Source organism: Marinobacter adhaerens HP15, from assembly GCF_000166295.1.
GTDB lineage: Bacteria > Pseudomonadota > Gammaproteobacteria > Pseudomonadales > Oleiphilaceae > Marinobacter > Marinobacter adhaerens.
Map to the genome: position 1 here is coordinate 1,724,648 of NC_017506.1, position 20,955 is coordinate 1,745,602.

Annotated in this window: 23 protein-coding genes; 14 read left to right on the forward strand and 9 right to left on the reverse strand. The window is 55.0% G+C overall.

The window, feature by feature from the left end; translation table 11 throughout:
* Positions 1 to 58 precede the first annotated feature (58 nt).
* Both HP15_RS08150 and HP15_RS22335 read left to right on the forward strand, forming a co-directional pair.
* Complete coding sequence (locus tag HP15_RS08150) at positions 59 to 310, forward strand: YdcH family protein (RefSeq protein ID WP_008171152.1); 252 nt, start codon at positions 59 to 61, stop codon at positions 308 to 310.
* A gap of 170 nt (positions 311 to 480) precedes the next feature.
* The gene (locus HP15_RS22335; RefSeq protein ID WP_008171150.1) at positions 481 to 633 is read left to right on the forward strand and encodes a hypothetical protein; all 153 of its coding nucleotides are present in this window, start codon (positions 481 to 483) and stop codon (positions 631 to 633) included.
* A gap of 251 nt (positions 634 to 884) precedes the next feature.
* On the opposite strand, the gene HP15_RS21920 is transcribed toward HP15_RS22335, so the two are convergent.
* The 7 genes from HP15_RS21920 to HP15_RS08185 form a co-directional block, all read right to left on the reverse strand.
* Positions 885 to 2,006, reverse strand: coding sequence for a peptidoglycan-binding domain-containing protein (locus tag HP15_RS21920; protein ID WP_014577011.1), 1,122 nt, complete (start codon positions 2,004 to 2,006; stop codon positions 885 to 887).
* A gap of 116 nt (positions 2,007 to 2,122) precedes the next feature.
* Positions 2,123 to 3,988: a methyl-accepting chemotaxis protein gene (locus HP15_RS08165; protein ID WP_227499728.1), complete on the reverse strand. Its 1,866-nt coding sequence runs from the start codon at positions 3,986 to 3,988 to the stop codon at positions 2,123 to 2,125.
* A 213-nt stretch (positions 3,989 to 4,201) separates the two neighbouring features.
* Positions 4,202 to 6,046 carry a protein kinase domain-containing protein gene (locus tag HP15_RS08170; protein ID WP_014577013.1) on the reverse strand — a complete coding sequence of 615 codons (1,845 nt, stop codon included), beginning with the start codon at positions 6,044 to 6,046 and terminating at the stop codon, positions 4,202 to 4,204.
* A 9-nt stretch (positions 6,047 to 6,055) separates the two neighbouring features.
* Complete coding sequence (locus tag HP15_RS08175; protein WP_455709724.1) at positions 6,056 to 7,252, reverse strand: 2-oxo acid dehydrogenase subunit E2; 1,197 nt, start codon at positions 7,250 to 7,252, stop codon at positions 6,056 to 6,058.
* Positions 7,198 to 7,653, reverse strand: a complete 456-nt coding sequence (locus HP15_RS22620; RefSeq protein WP_014577015.1) for a biotin/lipoyl-containing protein — start codon at positions 7,651 to 7,653, stop codon at positions 7,198 to 7,200. Before HP15_RS22620 ends, HP15_RS08175 begins: the two co-directional genes overlap by 55 nt.
* Before the next feature lie 26 nt (positions 7,654 to 7,679).
* Complete coding sequence (locus HP15_RS08180) at positions 7,680 to 8,657, reverse strand: alpha-ketoacid dehydrogenase subunit beta (protein ID WP_014577016.1); 978 nt, start codon at positions 8,655 to 8,657, stop codon at positions 7,680 to 7,682.
* Between the two features lies 1 nt (position 8,658).
* On the reverse strand, positions 8,659 to 9,843 hold the full coding sequence (locus tag HP15_RS08185; protein WP_041645201.1) for a thiamine pyrophosphate-dependent dehydrogenase E1 component subunit alpha: 1,185 nt from the start codon (positions 9,841 to 9,843) through the stop codon (positions 8,659 to 8,661).
* Between the two features lie 277 nt (positions 9,844 to 10,120).
* Between HP15_RS08185 and HP15_RS08190 the strand changes: the two genes are divergently transcribed.
* The 4 genes from HP15_RS08190 (at position 10,121) to HP15_RS08205 (ending at position 14,563) form a co-directional block, all read left to right on the forward strand.
* Entirely contained in the window at positions 10,121 to 11,557 is a 1,437-nt protein-coding gene (locus tag HP15_RS08190) for a malate:quinone oxidoreductase (RefSeq protein WP_014577018.1), read from the forward strand.
* Between the two features lie 61 nt (positions 11,558 to 11,618).
* Positions 11,619 to 13,355, forward strand: a complete 1,737-nt coding sequence (locus HP15_RS08195) for an isocitrate/isopropylmalate family dehydrogenase (RefSeq protein ID WP_041645202.1) — start codon at positions 11,619 to 11,621, stop codon at positions 13,353 to 13,355.
* A 115-nt stretch (positions 13,356 to 13,470) separates the two neighbouring features.
* Positions 13,471 to 13,908, forward strand: a complete 438-nt coding sequence (locus tag HP15_RS08200) for a PAS domain-containing protein (RefSeq protein WP_014577020.1) — start codon at positions 13,471 to 13,473, stop codon at positions 13,906 to 13,908.
* A gap of 85 nt (positions 13,909 to 13,993) precedes the next feature.
* A complete protein-coding gene (locus tag HP15_RS08205; RefSeq protein ID WP_014577021.1) occupies positions 13,994 to 14,563 on the forward strand; it encodes a pyridoxamine 5'-phosphate oxidase family protein in 570 nt (189 codons plus the stop codon).
* A gap of 5 nt (positions 14,564 to 14,568) precedes the next feature.
* On the opposite strand, the gene HP15_RS08210 is transcribed toward HP15_RS08205, so the two are convergent.
* Entirely contained in the window at positions 14,569 to 15,063 is a 495-nt protein-coding gene (locus HP15_RS08210) for a MarR family winged helix-turn-helix transcriptional regulator (protein ID WP_227499729.1), read from the reverse strand.
* A 148-nt stretch (positions 15,064 to 15,211) separates the two neighbouring features.
* On the opposite strand from HP15_RS08210, the gene HP15_RS08215 reads away from it, so the two are divergent.
* Both HP15_RS08215 and HP15_RS22340 read left to right on the forward strand, forming a co-directional pair.
* The gene (locus tag HP15_RS08215; protein WP_014577023.1) at positions 15,212 to 16,192 is read left to right on the forward strand and encodes a LysR family transcriptional regulator; all 981 of its coding nucleotides are present in this window, start codon (positions 15,212 to 15,214) and stop codon (positions 16,190 to 16,192) included.
* 77 nt (positions 16,193 to 16,269) lie between these two features.
* A complete protein-coding gene (locus HP15_RS22340) occupies positions 16,270 to 16,440 on the forward strand; it encodes a hypothetical protein (protein ID WP_014577024.1) in 171 nt (56 codons plus the stop codon).
* Positions 16,441 to 16,508: 68 nt separating this feature from the next.
* On the opposite strand, the gene HP15_RS08220 is transcribed toward HP15_RS22340, so the two are convergent.
* Positions 16,509 to 17,378 carry an AraC family transcriptional regulator gene (locus HP15_RS08220; protein WP_014577025.1) on the reverse strand — a complete coding sequence of 290 codons (870 nt, stop codon included), beginning with the start codon at positions 17,376 to 17,378 and terminating at the stop codon, positions 16,509 to 16,511.
* 109 nt (positions 17,379 to 17,487) lie between these two features.
* On the opposite strand from HP15_RS08220, the gene HP15_RS08225 reads away from it, so the two are divergent.
* From HP15_RS08225 to HP15_RS08250, 6 genes are all read left to right on the forward strand, one after another.
* Complete coding sequence (locus tag HP15_RS08225; protein WP_014577026.1) at positions 17,488 to 17,958, forward strand: YHS domain-containing (seleno)protein; 471 nt, start codon at positions 17,488 to 17,490, stop codon at positions 17,956 to 17,958.
* A gap of 84 nt (positions 17,959 to 18,042) precedes the next feature.
* On the forward strand, positions 18,043 to 18,327 hold the full coding sequence (locus HP15_RS08230; protein WP_014421587.1) for a BufA1 family periplasmic bufferin-type metallophore: 285 nt from the start codon (positions 18,043 to 18,045) through the stop codon (positions 18,325 to 18,327).
* Positions 18,328 to 18,332: 5 nt separating this feature from the next.
* Positions 18,333 to 19,244 carry a DUF692 domain-containing protein gene (locus HP15_RS08235; protein ID WP_014577028.1) on the forward strand — a complete coding sequence of 304 codons (912 nt, stop codon included), beginning with the start codon at positions 18,333 to 18,335 and terminating at the stop codon, positions 19,242 to 19,244.
* The gene (locus HP15_RS08240) at positions 19,231 to 19,980 is read left to right on the forward strand and encodes an HvfC/BufC N-terminal domain-containing protein (protein ID WP_014577029.1); all 750 of its coding nucleotides are present in this window, start codon (positions 19,231 to 19,233) and stop codon (positions 19,978 to 19,980) included. The genes HP15_RS08235 and HP15_RS08240 overlap by 14 nt, the downstream gene beginning before the upstream one ends.
* A gap of 12 nt (positions 19,981 to 19,992) precedes the next feature.
* Entirely contained in the window at positions 19,993 to 20,448 is a 456-nt protein-coding gene (locus HP15_RS08245; RefSeq protein WP_014577030.1) for a DoxX family protein, read from the forward strand.
* Between the two features lie 108 nt (positions 20,449 to 20,556).
* Complete coding sequence (locus tag HP15_RS08250; RefSeq protein ID WP_041646195.1) at positions 20,557 to 20,895, forward strand: thioredoxin family protein; 339 nt, start codon at positions 20,557 to 20,559, stop codon at positions 20,893 to 20,895.
* Positions 20,896 to 20,955 lie beyond the last annotated feature (60 nt).

A 20,955-nucleotide genomic window follows, 5' to 3' on the forward strand; every position in this document is an offset into this window, starting at 1 on the left:
CTATGCTGAAGGTGATCAGCCTTGATCAACACTCTGCAAAGAAGAGGAGAGGAATACGATGGGCATTTCCAGCCATGAGCTTCACGTAGAATTCCCGCAGTACCGAGAACTGATTCAGGAACTCAAGAACAATGATCTCAAGTTCAACGAAAAGCTTCAGGAGTACACGCATCTCGATCACGAAATTGAAGGGCTGGAAAAGAGGGATTCTCCCATCGGTGATGACAAACTCCACCGCATGAAGCAGAAACGCGCACAGCTGAAAGATGACCTTTACCAAGTGTTACTTTCAAACGCCAAGGCGTCATAAGACTGCCATCAAAAGTACACAATTCTGATACCCAATAATGCTTGGAGCCCCTGTTTATAGGGGTTTCCAAGTATTCAGAAAGCTCCTCGTCAAGCTTAGAATAGGACCCTAATTAAACAAGGTCCCGGTTTTCGGAGACCAACATTCTGGGTTGACCAAGGAGTAATGAAATGAAAAGAGCTGCTTCGCTTTACAAAGGCTGGCGGATGAAGCGCAACTTTATCCATCTGGTGATGACCATGGATCGTCGGTTGCTGAACGATGTGGGATTTTCCCCTGAACTGGTTGAGCAGAAACTGAGCACTCCGTTCTGGAAATTCTGATCCTCGTGACTGATCGACTCTGCTTTCGGTAACCTTCTGAACTGGTTGAAAAATAATCAGCCCAGAAGGTTACAGACTGTCACAAGAATGAAATATCCCATTGTTCTTAAAGCCCTTTTATCCCGAAAAAATCTAAGAAAATTGATCTGAATCTGTATTCTCTTCTACCGGATCGTCCTATAGTTACGCTACCTCCAGAACCAGACCGGTTCACCCTGAAAGGAGAGCTTGACGATGATCCATGAATTCCTTCAAAGCAATTTGCCCTTAGACTCCTCCGTAAGCCTCAAGCGTTCAGATACCGAGCCTGATAAAGACATTGCCAACGCCCGCAGCGAAGCCTTTGAGATAGTCTCAGACTCCGGTGAAACCGTAGGCTTTGTGAAGGCCTGGGAAGATGATCCGAGTTTCCGCGGATACGTCCACTTCGATTCCGACGGCAACGTGATTGACTGGAAAGTCTTTAAAGACCGGTTGCAGAGCTGACGCTCACACCAGCCAACCAAAAAGAAATCGAATAAGACGCTGAAAAAACCGCCGCCGGTGCTCTGAGAATTATCGGCAACCGCGGAATTTGTCGATGCAGTGTTTTCTCCTTCGATTGGCTGGGCTTTCTTCGTCTCCGTTACTTTCGGCTCGGCAGGTCCCGCACTGGTAGGCTCTGCAGGGAGCTGGGCCAGCACCGGGTCTGGTTCTTTGGTGGCTTCCGGTGTTGTTTCCTCGGCGACCGCAGGTTCCGGCGTGGGAGCTGGAGCTGAAGTTGGAGCAGGGCGCTCTGAAGCCACCGGTTCGGGGGGTGTCGGGGCGGCTTCCGCCACTTTTTCTTGTGGCTTCACTTCAGTGCTTTTCGAAGTTCCCTCAGTAACTATCTGGTTTTCATCAGGTTCGCCATCGAGCGAAGTTGTTGGCTTGCCCTGTTCGGAAGATTTTTGAATGGGGTCCGGGGTAGGTTCTGGCGCGGGCGCAGGCTCTGGTTCAGCCCTGGCAATGGTCGGGGTATTGGACGCTGGCTTGGGAAGGGACAAACCGAGCTGTGCCACTGACGCCTTTCGACTGCCGACTGAATTTGCAGTGATGGTTGCGCTGGATGTTTTGGTCACGCCGAGCGCTTTCAGTGTTGCCGTATCCAGGTTGCCGTTGGTTTGCAGCCCATTTTGAGCTTGATAGGCGCGTATGGCCGCTCGGAGTTGCTCATCAATCCATCCATCCGCGCGTCCGATATCATGACCGGCACCGTAAAGTGCATTTTCGGCGGCGAAAATGACTTTTTCGGGTTCGGCGGCTTGAGCAGTGCCGAGGCAGGCAGCCGCTGTCAGAATGACAATGGCAGGGCCGCGAGCGCCTTGCTTCCTAAGTGATTGAGAGCGCGTCATGGCGAAATACCTCCGGGCAGTCCGTTTCCGGTTACATTGTGTAACTTGAAACCCAAAGGTATCAGGTAATCATCTGCGCTCTCGTGAATTGGTTAACATTTGCAACCATTGTGTGTTCAGGATTCACTGGCCCTGAAGCGTCGCACGAGCGTATTCAATTCATCAGCCATGTTCGCCAGAGAGCGGCTTGACTGATTCACCTGGGAAATGTCTCCGGCCAGTTCCTCAATTGCGCCGCTGCTTATTTCCACGTTCTGGGTCATCTCTGCGGCGGTCGCTCGCTGTTGCTCGGTCGCGCTTGCAATCTGGGTGGTCATTTCAACGATGCTGTTAACCGCCGCGAGAATGTCCGTCAAAGCTTCGCCCGACTTGCTTGCCTCCTCGCTGGCCTCTTCGGCCATCTGCTTGGCCTTGCTCATGTCCACTACTGCGCCGGCCGCGCCACTCTGGAGCTGGGACACAATCCGCTCGATATCGACGGTCGATTCCTGAACGCGCTTGGCCAGTCCTCGAACTTCATCGGCAACCACGGCAAATCCTCGCCCGGCGTCACCGGCTCGAGCCGCCTCAATGGCGGCATTGAGCGCAAGGAGATTCGTTTGCTCAGCAATGCTCTGGATAACAGCCAGCACATTACCGATTTCGGCCGATTCGTTCTCCAGTTGTTGGATCCGGGTAGACCCCTTCTCAACCTGATTGGCCAGGTTGGTAACCGCCCGAATGGCAGAGTCAACGGTTTCTTGTCCGGAATCCGCAAGCGATGAGGCCTTACGGGCCGATTCGTCAGTTTCGCTGGTGTTCGAGGCGATCTCTTCGGAGGTGGACACCATTTCCTGCATGGCGGCAGACACCTGCGTGATCTGGTCGCGCTGTTGCTCCGAATTGGCAGTTGTACGCTCTGTGATACCGGAAAGTGATTCGGACTCGCCGGTCAGTTGGCGAGACGCCGTTACAATTCGGGAAATCGTTTCCTCAAGCGTTTGCAGGAAGGTGTTGACTGCGTCGATGAAGTCACCGATCTCATCGGGACGGCCCGGAGTGAGTCGGGTTGAGAGGTTGCCGTTGTTATTGGCGATGTCATCGAGGTAACCGAGAATTTCAGTCTTGGCGCGTTTCACGCTGTTGCCCATCAAACGGCTCATCACAATCGCAACAATCAATCCGAGTACGGCAGAGACCAGGAAAGCTGCCAGAGTAAATTTCAGAGCGAGATCGGTTTCGGCGGTTGCCTCATCGGCCTCTTCGTCCAGGGAGGCAAATATACTTGCTTCAAGTTCCCTCGCCATGCTCGCAATTTCCGGTCCAAGCACGTCCAGCTTCTGGGATTTAACGTTGACGAGAATGCTCTGCTGCTCAAGCATTTTCTGAACAGCAGCTCGGTAGGCTTCCAGTTCCTCAACAACGGTGTTCAGGTATACCTGAACAAATTCGGGACCATTCTCGGCATCAATCAGTTCGAGGGCGTCAGACAGATCTTCAATGGCCCAACCGAGGGCCTTTTGCGAATCCTCGTCGCCGGTTGCCAGATACCGCTCGGCAGTCATCCGCATGATCAACGCATCGTTAAGGAGCTGCTCCAGACCGGCTCTCAGATCGCTGTCTGGCTCACGGTTGGCAACACCATTTAATGCAAGCCTGAGGGCTTTTGTTGCGTTAGGTCCGTGCACATCCAGCTGTTCAGCAATAATGTTGAGCACCTGACGCTTTGCCGGAACCAGCTCGTTTCTGAAGGCCTCAATGTATTGATTGGTTGTCCCTTCAATCCGATCAACCAGGCTGGCTCGCTCGGGCTCCTGAATGTCCTCCTGCGCCTTCGCCATGACGGCTCTGAAATCCGTTTCCATCTCATCAAACCGTTCCAGGGTTTTTTCGTTGCCTGTAGAAAAGTAATCGAATACCCGAAGGCGCATTCGATAAACGCTGATGACCGACTCAGTGCCAATGGCCGTTTCTGGCGCAAGATCGCGGGCGACCGTGTTCATCCGCTGATCCAACTGCTGAAATTCGTAGACACTGAAAAAGGTAACAGAGGCGAAGAGGAGAAGAACAAAAACGGGTGCTATCAATAGCTTGCCCGGGACACCTAATTTTCGTTCTACGGATTCGAGAAAAGAGGAAGCCAAAGCGTAGCCCTTCTATTAATTTGTTTTAACAGGTAACGGCACGGTTTCTCAAAACTGAAGCTGTGTTTTGCCTCAGGTAGAGGCATGCTCAGTCCTTGGATTACGCGGGTAGTAGCGTTCGGGAAGTCGCTCGATGTGGGGAAAGAACCGGGTGTCCTTGTAAGGCATCTTCATAAAGCCTGATACGCCGAGCCCGGTTATCTGTTCGACTGCCGAGAGAATTTCATCCAGCAACCGGCTGAACTCCGATTCTTGCTCAGGATCCAGTAGCCGATAGTGGCTATGGATTTTGAGATGGCGGGGCAGGGCTTCGAAGATGATCATGCCCGTGTGGTGAATACTGTTCAGTGCCTCCAGCGAACGGATGATGGTCTCAGGAAGAACGAGAAATTCCTCCGGATCCGGTCCGTCTTCGAAGTAGGAGTGAACGCGACTTTCGTCCTCCACCTCTGGTGCGGCGCTGACCTCGTAATGCAGTTTCATGTCCGGCGACACCAGAAACGGCTGGTCCGGTTCTTCGCGATCAATATGCAGAGTGTTCCGGGCGTTAAACAGACAACTTTTGAAAATTCCCTTGCGGTAAATGGCCTGGGCCAGGAAAACCATGTTGTTGACGGCCTGCACAAACGCCGACTTCAATGCCGGATCGTGCAGATTCAGGGAAGTGTCGATGTAGATACCATCGGTTTCCCAGCGCACGGCCAGTCCACCTTCCACCGGGTAGCGCCCGAGCCGGCTCACGGCTGCCAGAAACGCCTTTTCGGTTTCGCCCATGCCCTGCATGAAGTTCTTGTAGTAGCGGTCCAGCTGTACGTCATTGACGTCGTTGAGGGTTTCCGGTGCGCCTTCCTCCCTGAGAAAGGATTTACGCGAGCTGTAAACCACGGTGTCAATTTCCTGGTCAGAGGCACGCACCCACACAGGTACCTGGGCCGCGACCGGGGTTTCCGGCAGATCGATCATCACCGTGCGGGCCATACGCGGCATCTCTGTCAGGTAGTAATCGCCCGCCCTACGGCGAGTTTCCGGATCCGGTGACAGCATGCCATCCAGCATGCGTGCGAATTCCATGGGCAGGCCCAGTGAGGTGGCCGGGATGGCCCGATGGCCAAAGCGGCAGGATTGGGCTGACGCCAGGGCATAGAGCGTGCCGGCTGCTCCCTGTTCATCGAAACGGGGAGACGACAGCCCACCGTTGAGCTGTTCCTCGCCGATAAAATACACATCGCCGAGCCGGGCGTTGGTTTGCTGGAGGTTGTCAGACATCAGCTCCATCACGTTGGCGGTGATGAACTGCTGGTTGGCGTCCAGCTGGGCAAACACGGAGGAGCCCCAGTCAATCAGGGCAATGTTTTCGGTGCTGGCGTCGAAGACCAGATTGGAAGGTTTGATGTCGCCATGAACGATCGGTCTGCCAGCCGGTCCATTCTCACGGCGCAGGTTTCGAAGGATGTCCGCCAGCTGGTCCGCGATGCGCATGATGAGCCGTGGTTTCAGACGACCATCACGCAGGGAAACCTCTTCCAGATTTAATCCGGCAGCACGCTCCATCACCAGAATCGGCTGGTTATTGGCTCTTTGGTAGGAAATCAGCCGTGGCACCCTGGGGTGGCGGACCTGCTCCAGAATGTAGGCTTCATCTTCAAGCCGGTCTTGAAGATGCCGGGGCAGGTTGATTCGGGTGAACTTGAAGACGTGTTCCGGGCCCCCGGCTGCGGTGCCTGGCAGGCGGCCTGAGAATACAAAGCCGTACGCACCCTTGCCAATCAGTTCTATGTCCTGGTAGCCGAGTTGGCGGAGCTGGGCAGCGCAGAGCGCCACCCAGTCCTTGAGCTTTTTGGCATCATCATGGCTGAGCAGGTAGATCGACTGCTCTTCGGGTATGTAGAACTGCTGCAGTTGCGTCTTCTGCGCCATGATGAAACGTCAGCCCATATGCAGGAGCATGGTTTGGGGCGATTCGAGGTAGCCCTTCCAGCGATTGCAGAATCGGGCGATGGTGCCGCCGTCAATAATGCGATGGTCGCCGGCCCAGCTCACGGTCATGATGGCGCGCTCCACCACCTGGCCGTTGGCGTCAAACCGGGGCAGTTTCTGGGTGCGTCCAAGGGCAACGATGGCCACTTCCGGCGCGTTGATAATTGGCGCGGTGTAAGTTCCGCCCAATGCGCCAATGTTGGAGATGGTAATGGTGCCGCCCTTGAGGTCTTCCTGGCTGACGCGGCCGGATCGGGCTGCTTCGGTCAGGCGCGCAACCTCGTCGGCAATGCCCAACAACGAGAGGCTTTCCACGCCTTTGATGTTCGGCACCGTCAGGCCGGCTTTGCCATCCACCGCCATACCGATATTGCACTGGGGCAGGTAGTGAATCTCCGTGACGTCATCGTTGAGCTGGCTGTTGAGAACCGGGAATTCCTGAACCGCCAGGGCCATGGCCTTCATGAAGAAGGGCATGAGCGTCAGTCTTGAGCCCCGCGCTTCTGCCTCCGGTTTGAGTTGTTCCCGTAGCTTGAGCAGATCGGTGACATCAATATCCTCGCTGTAGATAAAGTGAGGAATGGTGGTGGCTGATTTGACCATACTTTTCGCCATCGCAGCCTTTATTCCGCGGATGGGTTCGACTCGCGCTTCCTGATCGGCGGCAGGCGCCCTGCGGGCACTTCTGGTGGTGGCCGTTTGCGCATCGTCGGCGGGAGCCTGGTTCTGGGCCTGTTTCGGGCCTTCCTCGATATAAGCCAGTACATCGGCTTTCAGCACACGGCCATCTTTACCTGATCCCTGAATATCCGAGAGGTTGAGTTCATGCTCCCGAACCAGACGGCGAACGGCAGGGCTGGCCGGAATACGCTGTCGGCTGGCCGCAGCGACAGGCGAGGCTGTCGCGGTTGAGAGTTGAGCCGCGGGCTCGGGTTTGGTTCTAGCTTCCTCCGGCTCTTCACGATCCCGGGGAATGAACGCAAACAGCGGGGCATGAACCTTGGCCATAGCCTGCTGTTGATGGTAAAGCTTGGTGACGCGCCCGGCTTTAGGGGCGGTAATCTCGACCATGGCCTTGTCGGTCATAACGTCTACAACAGGCTGGTCTTCCTCGATTTCGTCACCTTCGGCAACGCGCCACTCCACCACCTCGCACTCAACGATACCTTCGCCGATATCCGGCAGGATAAAGTCTTCGGTGGCGTTATCGTCCGATTCGATGCCGGAGGCCGGCTGTTTTCCGCCTCGGGAGCCGGCTTTGCTTCGGCAGGTTCCGGAGAACTGGCTGCTGACGCCTGGCCACTGCTCTCGCTTTCATCCACCAGCTCGAACAGCGGGGCATGGACTTTGGCGGTGTCGCCTTCCTTGTAGTAGAGGCGTGTCACGCGGCCCTTGTAGGGTGCCGGAATCTCCACCAGGGCCTTGTCGGTCATTACCTCGGCGACCGGTTGATCTTCTTCAATCACATCGCCTTCGCTAACCAGCCATTTGACCAGTTCACATTCCACGATACCTTCGCCGATATCGGGCAGTATAAAATCACTCATAGTCGCTCTCCTGTCCTGATATCAGCCTAGAATTCAACGCTCGCCCTGATGGCCTCATAGACCTTCAGGTGGTTGGGCAGGTGCTCTTTTTCCAGCACCAGCGGGAAGGGGGTGTCCATCCCGGTTACCCTAGCGATCGGAGACTCCAGATACAGGAAGCAGCGCTCCTGAATGGTGGCCGCGATTTCACCGGCGAATCCGCCGGTCAGGGGAGCTTCGTGGGTGACCACCAGCCGTCCAGTCTTGAACACGGAGTTGGCGACGGTTTCCACATCCCAGGGCAAAATGGTCCGCAGGTCGATGACTTCGCAGGAAATGCCGTCTTTCTCGGCCCGTTCCACGGCCTGATCAATCACTTCCATCTGGGCGCCCCAGCCCAGGATCGTGACGTCCGTGCCTTCCTTGGTGACTTCGGCTTCGCCCAGGGGCAGGCGATAGTCTTCATCCGGCACTTCACCCACCGAGGCCCGGTAAAGGCGCTTGGGCTCAAAGAACAGGGTCGGGTTGGGATCGTGGATAGCGGCAAGCAGCAGCCCTTTGGCCTGATGCGGGTTGCGCGGCACCACGATTTTCAAACCTGGGGTGTGGGCAAAGTAGGCTTCCGGTGACTGGGAATGGTAGAGGCCGCCTGCAATGCCGCCGCCGTAAGGGGCGCGAATGGTCAGGCCGCCGACGTTGAACAGGTTGCCTGAGCGATAGCGGAACTTGGCGGATTCGTTCACGATCTGATCGAAGGCCGGAAAAATGTAGTCGGCAAACTGGATCTCGGCCACCGGCACCGAACCCTGTGCGGCCAGGCCGTTGGCAAACCCGATGATGCCTTGCTCTACCAGAGGCGTGTTAAAGCAGCGGGCTTTGCCGTATTTCTGTTGCAGGTTACTGGTGGCACGGAATACGCCGCCAAAAACGCCCACATCCTCACCGAAACACAGAACCCGCTCGTCCTCCGCCATGGCGGTGTCGAGGGCATTGTTGATGGCCTGGAGCATATTCATCTTCGACATCTCAGGCTCCTCCCTTGGCGTGTTCGGCACTCTTCGGGTATTCGTCCGGGTGACGGCCGATGTGCGCTTTCAATTTTTCGAACTGCTCAGCCAGGGCAGGTGGCACTTCGTCGTAGACGTCGCTTACCAGGGATTCTAGCGGCGGTGGTGGACGCTTCTGGGCACGTTTCATCGTTTCCAGTACTTCGCGGCGCATGTTTTCCTGCAGCTGCTTTTCGTCGTCCTCACTCCACCATTTCTTGCTTTCCAGCCAGAGGCGCATACGCAGGATAGGATCTTTCTCACGCCAGACTGCTTCTTCATCCTTGCTGCGATAGCCGGAGGGGTCGTCCGAGGAGGAGTGGGCGGCCAGGCGATAGCTCATGGCTTCGATCAATACCGGACGGTTGTGTTCCACGGCCAGTTTGCGGGCTTCCTGAGTGGCCTGGTACATGGCCAGAATGTCGTTTCCATCCACGCGGATCACGTCCATCTTGTAGCCATAGGCCCGCGGTGCAACACCGTCGGCAGCAAACTGCTCTGCGGCCGGGGTAGAAATGGCGTACCCGTTGTTGCGGCAAAGGAAAATCACCGGAACCCGATGAACTGCAGCCATGTTCAGGGCAGCGTGAAAGTCGCCTTCCGAGGCAGCGCCTTCACCAAAATAGGTAATGGTGCAAAGACCTTCGCCCCTGAGTTTCTGACCATAGGCATAGCCCGCGGCCTGGGGAATCTGGGTGGCCAGCGGCGAGGAAATGGTCATGTAGTTCAGCTTCTTCGAGCCATAGTGGACCGGCATCTGGCGGCCCTTGCCATAGTCCATCTCGTTGCCGAACAACTGGTTCATGAATTCATCAATGGTAAAGCCGCGGTAGGCCAGGGCACCTTGCTCCCGGTACTGCGCCATGATCATGTCGCCATCATCCAGTGCTGCGGCACTGCCGATCACGGCAGCTTCTTCGCCGGTACACTGCATGTAAAAGCTCAAGCGGCCCTGCCGTTGGGCAGCAAGCATTCGCTCGTCAAGAATTCGGGTAGTGACCATGGCCCGGTATATACGGAGGGCCTTGTCTTTGTCGAGATCAGGAGCCTTGGCGCTCTTGTAGAGCTTGCCGTCCTGTTTCAGGAGCTTGAAGGTGGGAATCCGGAATTCCGCACCGTCGGTAAACACTGGGGAATACACAACTTTGGACTTTGTTGTTGTCATAATCCTCTTCCTGGGGTAGTGGCCTGAGGAACAAACACTCCTTGTGGGAGTGTAGTTAATGTCATTGTAGACAGCCTGGCGAAATCTGGTGTGATTCCCGCCAGTTCATGTTTACCTTAACGTAAACTGCGAAACAGGGGTAGACCCTTCTGTTCAGAATTTTCCTTTGTTAAAGAACGCTCGGCACGCGTTTTCCGTGTCTGCCGAAGCGTGCTACCGTCAATACACACACTTTTCCAACCTTGTTCAGACATTCGACTCACGCGGGTAGGTTTTAATGAACGTAATTATCATTGGCGCAGGGATCATGGGCACAACTTTCGCGACCCTCGCGAAAGAACTGGCACCGGAACTGGATATCACCATTCTCGAGAGACTGGATGGCCCCGGGGCAGGCAATTCCTGGGTGTTCAATAACGCCGGAACCGGGCATGAGGCGAATTGTGAGCTGAACTATACGCCGGTGGACGAAGAGGTTATTTCAGTCGAAAAGGCGGTGAAGATTCACGCTCAGTTCAATGTGGCCAAGCAGTTCTGGGCGTACCTGATCCAGAAAGGGGCCATCAAAGACCCCAAATCGTTTATCAACCAGACCAAGCACTGCACCATCGTCTCCGAGCCATCTATTCAGGAACTGAAGCTTCGGTTCAATGAGATGTCGTCCCACCATTTCTTCGAACAGATGCGTTACTCCGAGGATTTCGACGAGATCAAGAGCTGGATTCCATACACCATGGAGGAGCGGCCCAGACACGAGAAAATGGCGGCGACCGTTATCGAGACGGGCACGGACGTCAACTTTGGCGCCCTCACAGAGCAAATGGCCAAGCATGCTGTTGACGATCTTGGGGTGAAAATTGAATACGGGACGCACGTCAAGCGAGTGCATCGCAGCCCCGCCGGAAGCTGGCTTGTGGAAACCCAGAGCAGGGGCGTTGATCGCCGCTACAAGGCCGACGTTCTTTTCGTCGGTGCTGGCGGTGGTGCCTTCCCGATACTGAAAAAGAGCCACTTGCCTTTCGCGCGCCGCTTCACCGGTTTTCCCGTCGGCGGACGGTTCCTGCAGGCCGAGATAACCGCCGAGCAGGCCGAGCAGTACAGAGCGAAAACTTACGGAAAGGCGAAAGTGGGTGCACCTCCGATGTCCGTTCCCCATCTGGACCTCCGGGTTTCGGATGGAAGGTATTATCTTCTGTTTGGTCCTTTTGCCTCCTTTAAACCGGTGCTGGAGCGGGGCCGGGGGTTCCTGGACTACCTCCGCTCCATGCGCCTCCACGATATCCCGAGCCTGCTGAATGTCGCCATTGAGCACTTCCCGTTGGTCAAATACCTGGTTTCAGAGACCTTCAAGGGTGAAAAGAGTATGTTCGAGGAGCTGGACAGTTTCGCACCGGGCATGAGCAAGAAGTTCAACTGGAAAGCGGTTGAGGCCGGGCAGCGGGTTCAGATCATCCGCGACGGAGATCTGCAAATGGGTACAGAGATCCTCGTCTCGAAAGACAAGACCTACGGCACGCTCCTGGGTGCATCGCCTGGTGCGTCGGTATCGCCGGAAGTCATGCTACGTTGCCTTGAACAGCTTTTGCCGTCTATTTTTACCAGTGAGGAAGCCGGCAAAAAGAAAAAGAGATATTCCCCGAGGACAATCTGGATTTCCTGGCGAAAAATCCCGAGCGTTACCGGGAGATCCGGGATGCCGTCAATGAACGGCTAGGGATCAAGCAGTCGGCATCGCAGCAGGACTGACCAGGCCAACAAACAGCAGGGAGATTTTCATGGACAGTAGAATCAGTGTGACCTCGCCCCTTGTAATCCTTCACGGCGACGAGATGGCTCAGGTTGCGTTCGAACACATTCTCAAGAAGTTTGTGAACTCACGGCTTGATATTCAGCTTGAGGAAATCGATCTGTCCGCGGAAAACCGGCTGCTGACCAATGGCCAGGTGGTTATTGATGCCATCGATTCGCTCCAACGCCACGGAGTGGGTGTAAAGAACGCTGGCATGACGGTAAACCGCCAGCAGTTGGAGGACTTGCTCAGGAAACACCCGGGTGTGGATGGCGAAAATCTGCACCCGCTGGCGACCAAGTCCCCCAATGGTGCGATCCGCAAGGGCATCAGTGGCAATATTACCCGTGAGGACATCCAGTTCCGTAACCTCAACATCCGCCGTCCACAGTGGGTCGGGCGTGACATTGAGGTGGATACCATGGAATTCGGCGGCATCAAGGACAGCTTTAACCAGCTTTCCCTGGCAACCGGCGTCGTCAAGCTGATGTTTGTGGGCAGCAGTGGCGACCCGGTAGAGCTTCATCGCCGAGAGATTCGCAAAGGCGATCCGTGGCTGCTTGCGACGAATGACATCGAGGATGTGAAAGCCTGGGCGCATCGCTTTTTCCAACGTGCAATCGCAGAAAAACGAGACGTATACCTCGGCCTCAAGGATACGGTGATCCCCGGCTACGATGGGGCTATGCGCTCGGTGATCGAGGACATCTATCACAGTGACTACAAGAAGCAGATTGAAGACCTGGGGCTGAATTACTACTACGAGCTGATCGATGCCCAGGCAGCACGTATTGTTTCCAATCCGCCGGAGCGTGCGCTCTGGGGTGTGCCGGATAATACCACCGGGCGAAAGCTGCTCAAGCTGGTGAACCAACTCAAGGAATTCGGCATTCCAGGCCGCGGGGCTCATGTGTCCATCTCACGGATGAGCGCTGGGGGCGGCGACCAGTATGGTAGCTTCAACATGGCGGCCAAGGAGGATGGCATTCTCAAGGTGATCGTCGACGGTGACGAGAAACATGCCCGCCGGGTTCGGAAAGGCGACCCAATGTTGCTTATGTCCAATGACCGTGAAGCCATCAAGGACTGGGTTCTGCAAGTCTTTCGGGATGCTTCGCGCAAGGACAAAGAGGTGTATTTCGGTCTCAAGCGCGAGTACATGGAGTACGACGAAGTTTACAGCGAGGTCATTACCGAAGTGCGCAGGGAACTGGCCAGCGAGCATACACCGCCGCCCTCGTTCATGATCATGCGGCCGTCCAGCCAGCTTAAAAAGATGATCACGGATCCACCGAGAAATGCGCTTTATCCCTCCCAGAACCTCGACGGGGATATCTTCTCGGACATTTCCGCCGCGCTCGGGGGAAGCCTGGCGACGGCCAGTTCAATCATCGAGAGCAAAGACGGAACCATGCTGTTCGAGGCACCCCATGGCACCGCCCATGATCTTTACCTGAAGTATCTCGAGAGCGACGGTAAGGTAGCTCATTTCAACCCGTCGGCGCTGATTTTTGCCCTGGGCAACGCCCTGGAAACCCTGGGTGAGCGCGAAGGCAACGAGCCCCTGAGCCAGTATGCGGTGCAACTGAAGGCAGCATTGACCGACACCGTTGACCGGGGCATTGTCACTGCCGATCTTAAAGGCAAGACCGTGGACCCGGATTCGGAACAAGTGGTCGATATGATTGGTTTTCTGGAGGCCGTGGAAAAGGCGCTCCAGTGAGCCGTTGAATCCCTGATCCGGTCAAAGGCGGCAACGTAAGGTTCTGGGGAGGGGCAACAGCCATTACTGTGCTCCCATACCGAAGAACAGACCTTTCAGACAGGAGCCGCCACTGATGGCGTTTTACAACCGAAAGAAACTGGAATTACAGGAAGCGCTCGCAAAGCTTGAAGCTGCCAAAAGCCGCGTTCAGGAGCTGGAATCGGATTTTCAGGCTGTCGAGAAAGCCATGGCGGTTCTCGTTATGACGCAGGATGGCATTATCGAGCGGGCGAACCACAGGTTGTTGGACTTGCTCGGCTATCAGCCAGAGGCCTTGATCGGTCAGCACCATCGGGTTCTTTGCACCAGCGACTACGCGAAAAGCGAAGACTACATCCGGTTCTGGCGTGAGTTGGTTACCGGTAATGTTAAAAAGGGACGCTTTCCAGCTGTCCACGCTGACGGACACGAAGTCTGGTTAGAGGCTAGCTATTCGCCGGTGAAGGGAGAGCAGGGCGTGGCTACGCGAGTTATTGCTCTGGTTAACTCGGCACAGACTGCCGAAAAATAATGGCGGTGCGCCGTAACATCTGGGCTGGTCGGGTTACTGATAGCGAATAGGAACGCCAACGTAGCAGAATCCGCAGGAGCCCAAGATGGCGCACAAATTTGCAGAAATAGCGTTTACCAGAACCGTAAAACAGGTTCAGGAGGAAATGGGCAGTCGCTCCGGTTATGCATCCATTGAGACCGGTCCTGACCGCAATAACGTTCTGAGGGATCGCGAACGCGGTTTTATTGAGGCCCGTGACAGTTTTTACATCGCCAGTGTTGGCGAAACCGGCTGGCCCTACATCCAGCATCGGGGCGGGCCGGCAGGGTTTCTGAAGGTGATTGATCAGTCGACAATCGGCTTTGCCGATTACTCTGGCAATCGCCAATACATCACCACGGGCAACGTACTCACCAATGATCGCGTCTCGCTTTTCCTGATGGATTATCCGAACAGGAGGAGACTCAAACTGCTCGGACGAATGACTCTGGTTGGCCCCGAACAGCCGGGGATTCTGGAGCAACTGAGCGACAGCGATTACAAAGCACTGGTTGAAAGGGGCGTGATCATCCGTGTTGAAGCGTTCGACTGGAACTGTCCGCAGCACATAACCCCGCGATACACGCAGTCAGAAGTTGAAGCGTTGATTGACTCAATGGCCAACGATGGCTGAGCGCTTCAGAGGGTCGACTGCAGTTTGACGCTATAGCGTCTTAACTTGCCGACAGTCTCTGACCAGTCATCGGCCCCTACCATCTCCGTGAATTCATTGTGCGCGTCTTCCCACCTTGCGAGGGCCTGTTGGTAGATGTCCTCGCCCTCTTGCGTCAGAGAGAGACCCAGGGAACGCTTTTGCCCCGTCGGCCGGGATTCGAGGAGCCCCTTGGCAATCAGCTTTTCGACCGTTCTCTGCAGTGAAGTTCTCTCCATCCCGAGGAGTTCCGCAAGTTCATTTATGGAGTTGGGCGGAGAAAGCTTGATTGCGTTGAGTATGGAGAACTGTGTGATCCGAAGCCCTGTCTCCGCCAGGTGATGGTTGTAATGACGGGTTACCAGGCGTGAGAAAACGCGGGAGTAGAGGGCGGCGCAGGTTCTGGCAACATCCAGCGGCGTTGTTTCTTGTGATGAGTGGTCGACCATTATGGCAATCCGATAAATGAAGTGTATATGCATGATGGTAGGTTTCATCCCCCGAATAGTCCAGCGAGCCACCGGACAAGACCGAGTGAATTAAGACATCAGTTCCGTAACAGATTGGTGTTGCGAACGTCTGTGCAATAGGCGTCAGTTTTCTCAGTCTCCCAATGACAAGCGAGGCATTATGAAAAACCAGGAACTCAACCTACTGCACGTATTCAGCGCGATTATGACGGAAGGTTCCATCACCAGAGCGGCGGATCGTCTCGGCATGACCCAGCCCGCCGTTTCAAATGTGGTCTCAAGAATGCGAACGGCCTGGAAAGATCCTCTCTTTGTAAAACGGGGGCGGCAGGTGGAGCCAACCTCCTATGCCCAAAGTCTCTGGGACCAGATCCGCAATCCCTTGCACGAGCTCTCCAACGCGGTAAATTCCACGCGCTTTACGCCAAGCGAGTCGCGTCGGACGTTCCGGGTTGCTGTCACCGACCTTATTCTTGAGATGGTCTGGCAACCGCTGGTTTCCGAGTTACAAGAGGCGGCTCCGGGCATTGACTTGCATGCGGTTCCTTTCTCGCCGGCTACCGCAGCAAACCATCTGCGCGAGGCCAGCGTGGACTTTGTGATCGGCTTTTTCGAGCAGCATGATCACAGCCTCAGAAGCCTATGGCTCTTCGATACCGGCTACGTTCTTGCTATGAGGAGCGGGCACGAGCTGAGCGGACGGCCCGTCGATCTCGAGTCTTTTCTTTCAGCCCAGCACCTTCTTGCAACCATGTCGGGAGAGGCTCACGGTGTTGTAGACGACACTCTGCACAGGCGAGGACTGGAGCGGAGAGTGGCAGTTACCGTCAACCATTTCTCCGCAGTGCCGAATTTGCTCAGGAATTCGGATCTGGTAGCCACGATTCCGGAGGTCATCACCGGAGACTGTGAGTTTTGTGCTGGTATTTCGCTCACAAGCCTACCGATTGACGTGGAGCCAACGAGTCTGTATCTGGCGTGGCACACCCGCCATGACCGGGATCCCGGAATCATCTGGATCCGGAGTGTTATCGAGCGTGTGGCGAAGGCGTGCTGGGCAAAAGCAATGGCCGCCCGGGAGCTTGATTGTGGGCCGCTGACCGTTATTGAGCCCGGTCTGTACAATCGGCCCAGTAACTAGAACGCCTGTCCATTTGTTGGGCAGCTCCAGTGGTTAGTATTTCTCTCGTAGACATCAACCACTGGAGAAAACTCATTATGAAAAACGTCACTTCCAAAGCACTGCTACTTGTTTCTATTGCCCTGATCTCGGCGTCTGCAAGCGCCTCTCTTGCCGATCGAAAATCAGATGTTGATGATCACGGTGAGGCCGTAAGCAGCCCTTACTCAGGCCAGAAAGTCATTCGTGGTCAGGTCGTTTTGAAATAGCAAACAGTCACAAAAAAGGGGGCAAGGATTCGTAATCCTTGCCCCCTTTTTTGTTGCGCCTTCAGTATCTAGGCAACGTGCGCTTTTTCGGCAACGCTGGCGCTTACTGCCTCCGCTGCTGTCGTGTTCAATTTTTTCCATTCCCTGGGTGTCATCCCGGTGTTTTTCTTGAAGGCCCTGGAAAATCCCGATGCATCCTCGTAGCCCACTTCAAAGCAGATGATGGACATGGGTTTGTCTTTGAGAATCAGCTTCTTCGCAGCAGCTATCCGGGTGTTCTGGACGTACTCGCCGGGTGCCAATCCGAGGATGTTCTTGAAATGTTGAATGAAGGTTGATCGGGACATGGTTGCAACCTCTGCCAGCCTGTCCACGGACAGATCGCCATTCAGGTTTGAGTCGATGCAGCTTAGTACCTTACTTAGTTGCCTATCCGCCAATGCCGATAACAAACCTTTCGGCGTTTCTCCATCCGAGACGACATGCCGAAGCACATTGACAAATATCACCTCAACCAGGCGATTCATGACGGCATCTCGCCCTTCCTGCGCCGCTTCGGCCTCCGCGAACAGCACATCCACGAAGGACCCAAGCCCCTGAACCGAAGATAGAGGCAGCACTACGGAGTCGGGCAGGGCGTCCAGGACAGGGTTCCGTGAACCTGTCTGGAACTTGATTGAAGCGCAAATCATCTCCGCGCCCTCACGATTGGCACCAAAGAGCTGATGCGGTTGGGAGCGAACCGAAAAAATCATGGTCGGTTCTGACAGCGTGAGCTTCTCCCGGTTCGCTTCCATAATGTCGAGCACTCCGGATCGAAGCACGTGGATGTAGCCGGTTCCTTCTTCTTCAAAGGACGCCAGCCCGCAGAGCTGGCCCCGGAAGAAAACGCCGGCGTTCACATTAAGTTGGTCGAGGATGTAAGAAAGCCTGTCCATAAGCACTCCAGATAATTGGCATAGAAGTTTGAACGATCGTACGCATTCAGTACCGCTCGAAGCCTTATTGTTTCAAACGTAGTCATCATTCATTCAAAGGAGATACCCAATGACTCGTTTCAACAAACTTCGTGCCTTCGTTGCTGTTGCTGCCTTGAGCGCTGCCTCTGGTACTTTTGCTGCCGATATCGACATGAACGCCGACGCCAATGATGTTGCCATCAGCGGTTACGACCCGGTGGCCTACTTCTCTGATTCAGAGGCTACCAAAGGTTCTGCCGAATACACCGCTACCTATAAGAACGCGATCTACCATTTCTCCAGCGCAGAGAATCGCGATCTGTTTCGTGCCGACCCCAGTGCCTACGCGCCCCAATACGGTGGCTACTGTGCGTTCGGCGTAACCATGGAGAAGAAGTTCGACGTTGATCCTGAAGCCTGGCGGATTGTCGACAACAAGCTTTACCTGAATCTGAACAAAGACGTGCAAACGCGTTGGCTCACGGATGTACCTGGCTTCATCGCCAATGCCAACGACATCTGGCCCGAGATCAAAACTGTGGAAGCAGCCGAGCTGTAATCCTCTGCCAACGATATGAGCACGTCCCGGGGTCCTTGGCGTTTTCGGTCGAGGACCCTGAAACAAACTGTGAAGGTGATCGATATGAACCAGAAACTTCTTTTCAGTGCGGCACTGGCCGCGGCATTGGCCGGTGCCATGTCTGCTCCCCTGGCTCACGCAGGTGGCAAAGAAAAGTGTTACGGCATTTCGCCTGTAGGTGGTAACGATTGTGCGAACCTTGCCGGTACCCACTCCTGTGCAGGGCAGTCCAAAGTCGCCAACGACCCGGGTGAGTACAAGATTGTCGAGAAGGGCACCTGTGAAGATCTGGGTGGCTTTGACAAGGAAACAGCCCTGAAAATCATTGCTGAGAAAAGCAAAGGTTAAGTGGCATGGGTAATCGTCAGGACAACGTCCCAGCCAAGCCCCAGCTCGCGAGCAGCACTGTTGGGGTAGGGTTACGACCAGACCATTATCAGGACGTTCTCGAGCACACCCCTTCGGTAGATTTTCTTGAGGTGCACTCGGAGAATTTCTTCGCGGAGGCAGGAATCGCTGTCGATGTGTTGAGGGAGGTTTCGGCAAGTACGCCAATCAGCCTTCATGGTACTTCGGCAGGTCTGGGCTCCGTTGAGGCGATTCCTGACGATTACCTCAAGCGACTCAAACGTCTTGTGGACCGGGTTGACCCGATATTGGTGTCAGACCACCTGTGTTTTACCTGGGCAAGGATCGGTGGGCGGCTCTTTCATGGTGGTGATCTTCTGCCGATTCCCTACACCGAAGACAGTCTCAGGCACGCGGCGAACAACATTGACCGAATGCAACAGGCGCTGGGCCGCCAGATCGCGGTGGAGAACGTCTGTGCGTACATCGAGTTTGACCACAATGACTTCGACGAGGCCGCCTTTCTTAATGAAATCGTTGCCCGCACGGGCTGCGGTTTAATCCTTGATATCAATAACGTGATGGTGAACGCCCGTAATGCGCGAGTAGGCGATCCGGCGGATTTTGTTGACGATTATGTTGCCTCTCTCGATCACTCCGCCATTGCGGAAATTCATCTTGCGGGCTCAACGCCCGTGGATCGGCAAGAACTGCTGATCGATGACCATGCCTGCCCGGTACCCGAGGCTGGGTGGCACGCGTATGGGCGTGTGCTCCGAAAGATCGGCCCGCGGCCCACGTTGATTGAGTGGGACAACAACCTTCCATCATGGCGCGAGCTTCAGGGTGAAGCCATCAAGGCCAGGAAAGCACAAAGCCGTGTATTGAACAGGGAGCGAAGCCATGAACCTGTCTGATTATCAGAGCCAGTTTCTGGCGTTCCTGTTCGGCGATATTAACGAGCCGGGGCTGCCCAATTCAGACGTGTATCGATTTGGCGTAGAGGCGAAAGCGGTTCGAGCCCTTGGGCACAGCTATCCGACGGTAAAGGCACTACTAGGACCGTCTGCTTTCGAGGAACTGGCCCTGGATTATTTCGGAGTGATCCGGAAACAGAGCGGCGATTGGAGTGATTTCGGCTGGGGATTTCCGAGCTGGATCATCTCGCATCGGATTTCAGACCGGGTTCCCTATCTCTCCGATGTGGCGCGACTCGACAACTACGTGGGCCGGGTCGAGCGCAGCCAGTATCAAGACGTGGACTTCCAGAGCTTTTCTGCGATTGGCGAAGATCTTTCGACCTGTCGGCTCATTCTCAATAGCGGGCTTGAGTTTTTCAGGTCCGTTTATCCGATCGTCAGCATATGGGAAGCACACAAAAGCCACACCCCGCAGGACACACTCAGCTTTGCCCAGGCAAAAAGAATGATCGCCAAAGGCCGGGGCCAGAACGTCTTGGTCTATCGATCGGGTTGGCGAGGGATGGCGGAAGCCATCTCCGAAAAGGATATTGCGCTGCTGGAGCGGCTGAGAAAACAGCCAAGTATTGCCGAAGCCTTCGGTGAAGGTGTTCTGGACGAAACGAATTTTACCGGTTGGCTGCAAGACATGATCTCAAAAAGGGTCATCGTCGGCGCCAGAACCATTCATTGAGAGGAAAATGATATGAAAACCTTAGCGTACAGTTTTTACGGATTAAACGATTCGGTCCAGCGAATTGTCGGCGGCATGCTACCTGTTGCACTTCTTCTTGGACGTCTCTATGTGGCATGGATCTTCTTCAAAGCCGGCCTGACAAAGATTGATGACTGGGGAACAACACTGTTTCTGTTTGAAGAAGAGTACAGCGTTCCGCTGTTGAGCCCCGAGATCGCAGCTTTCCTCGCAACGTTCGGAGAACTGGTTTTTCCGGTTCTTCTGGTGATTGGCCTGTTCTCGCTTGTGTCCTCGCTGGGGCTTTTTGTCATCAACATTGTTGCAGTTATCAGCCTTGAAATGATCGCGCCCGCAGCCGAACTGTATCACGTGGTCTGGGGCCTGATTCTGATGGCATTGGCCATGTGTGGCCCAGGCCTGCTATCGCTGGACAAACTGGTTGGAAACCGTGTGAGGAGAGCCTGAGCCAGTCCTGTTTACCCCTTGGCGTATTCGGTTTTCACCTTCGCATCGACATTGTTCGCCGAATACGCCCTTTTTATTCCTGAAGAACTTTCCCGGAGGAAATTCGTTGTGCCGATTGTAAATCTGAATACGTTTGACGAGCTGGGCGAACTGGCAAACCGACATGAGTGGTTGTTGCTGGATTTCTGGGCTCCCTGGTGTGCACCGTGCAAAGTGATGAACCCGGTTATGGAACAGTTCAGCGAATTGAACCAAGAAACAGCGGTGATCAAGGTTGATGTGGATCAGAAGCATGAGATCGCAGCAAAGTTCGGCGTGCGAGCCATCCCAACGCTGGTTTTGCTCAGGCGTGATCAGTTCATGGGCCAGGAAACCGGGTCCAAATCTCTGAAGGATCTGGCCAGCTGGATCGACGGGCTGAAGCAAAAGGTATCCCAACTGGCGTGAATTGTTGGCGTTTTTGAGAGTAAACTCAGTTTGCCGGGCCCGCGCCCGGCTTTTTTGTAA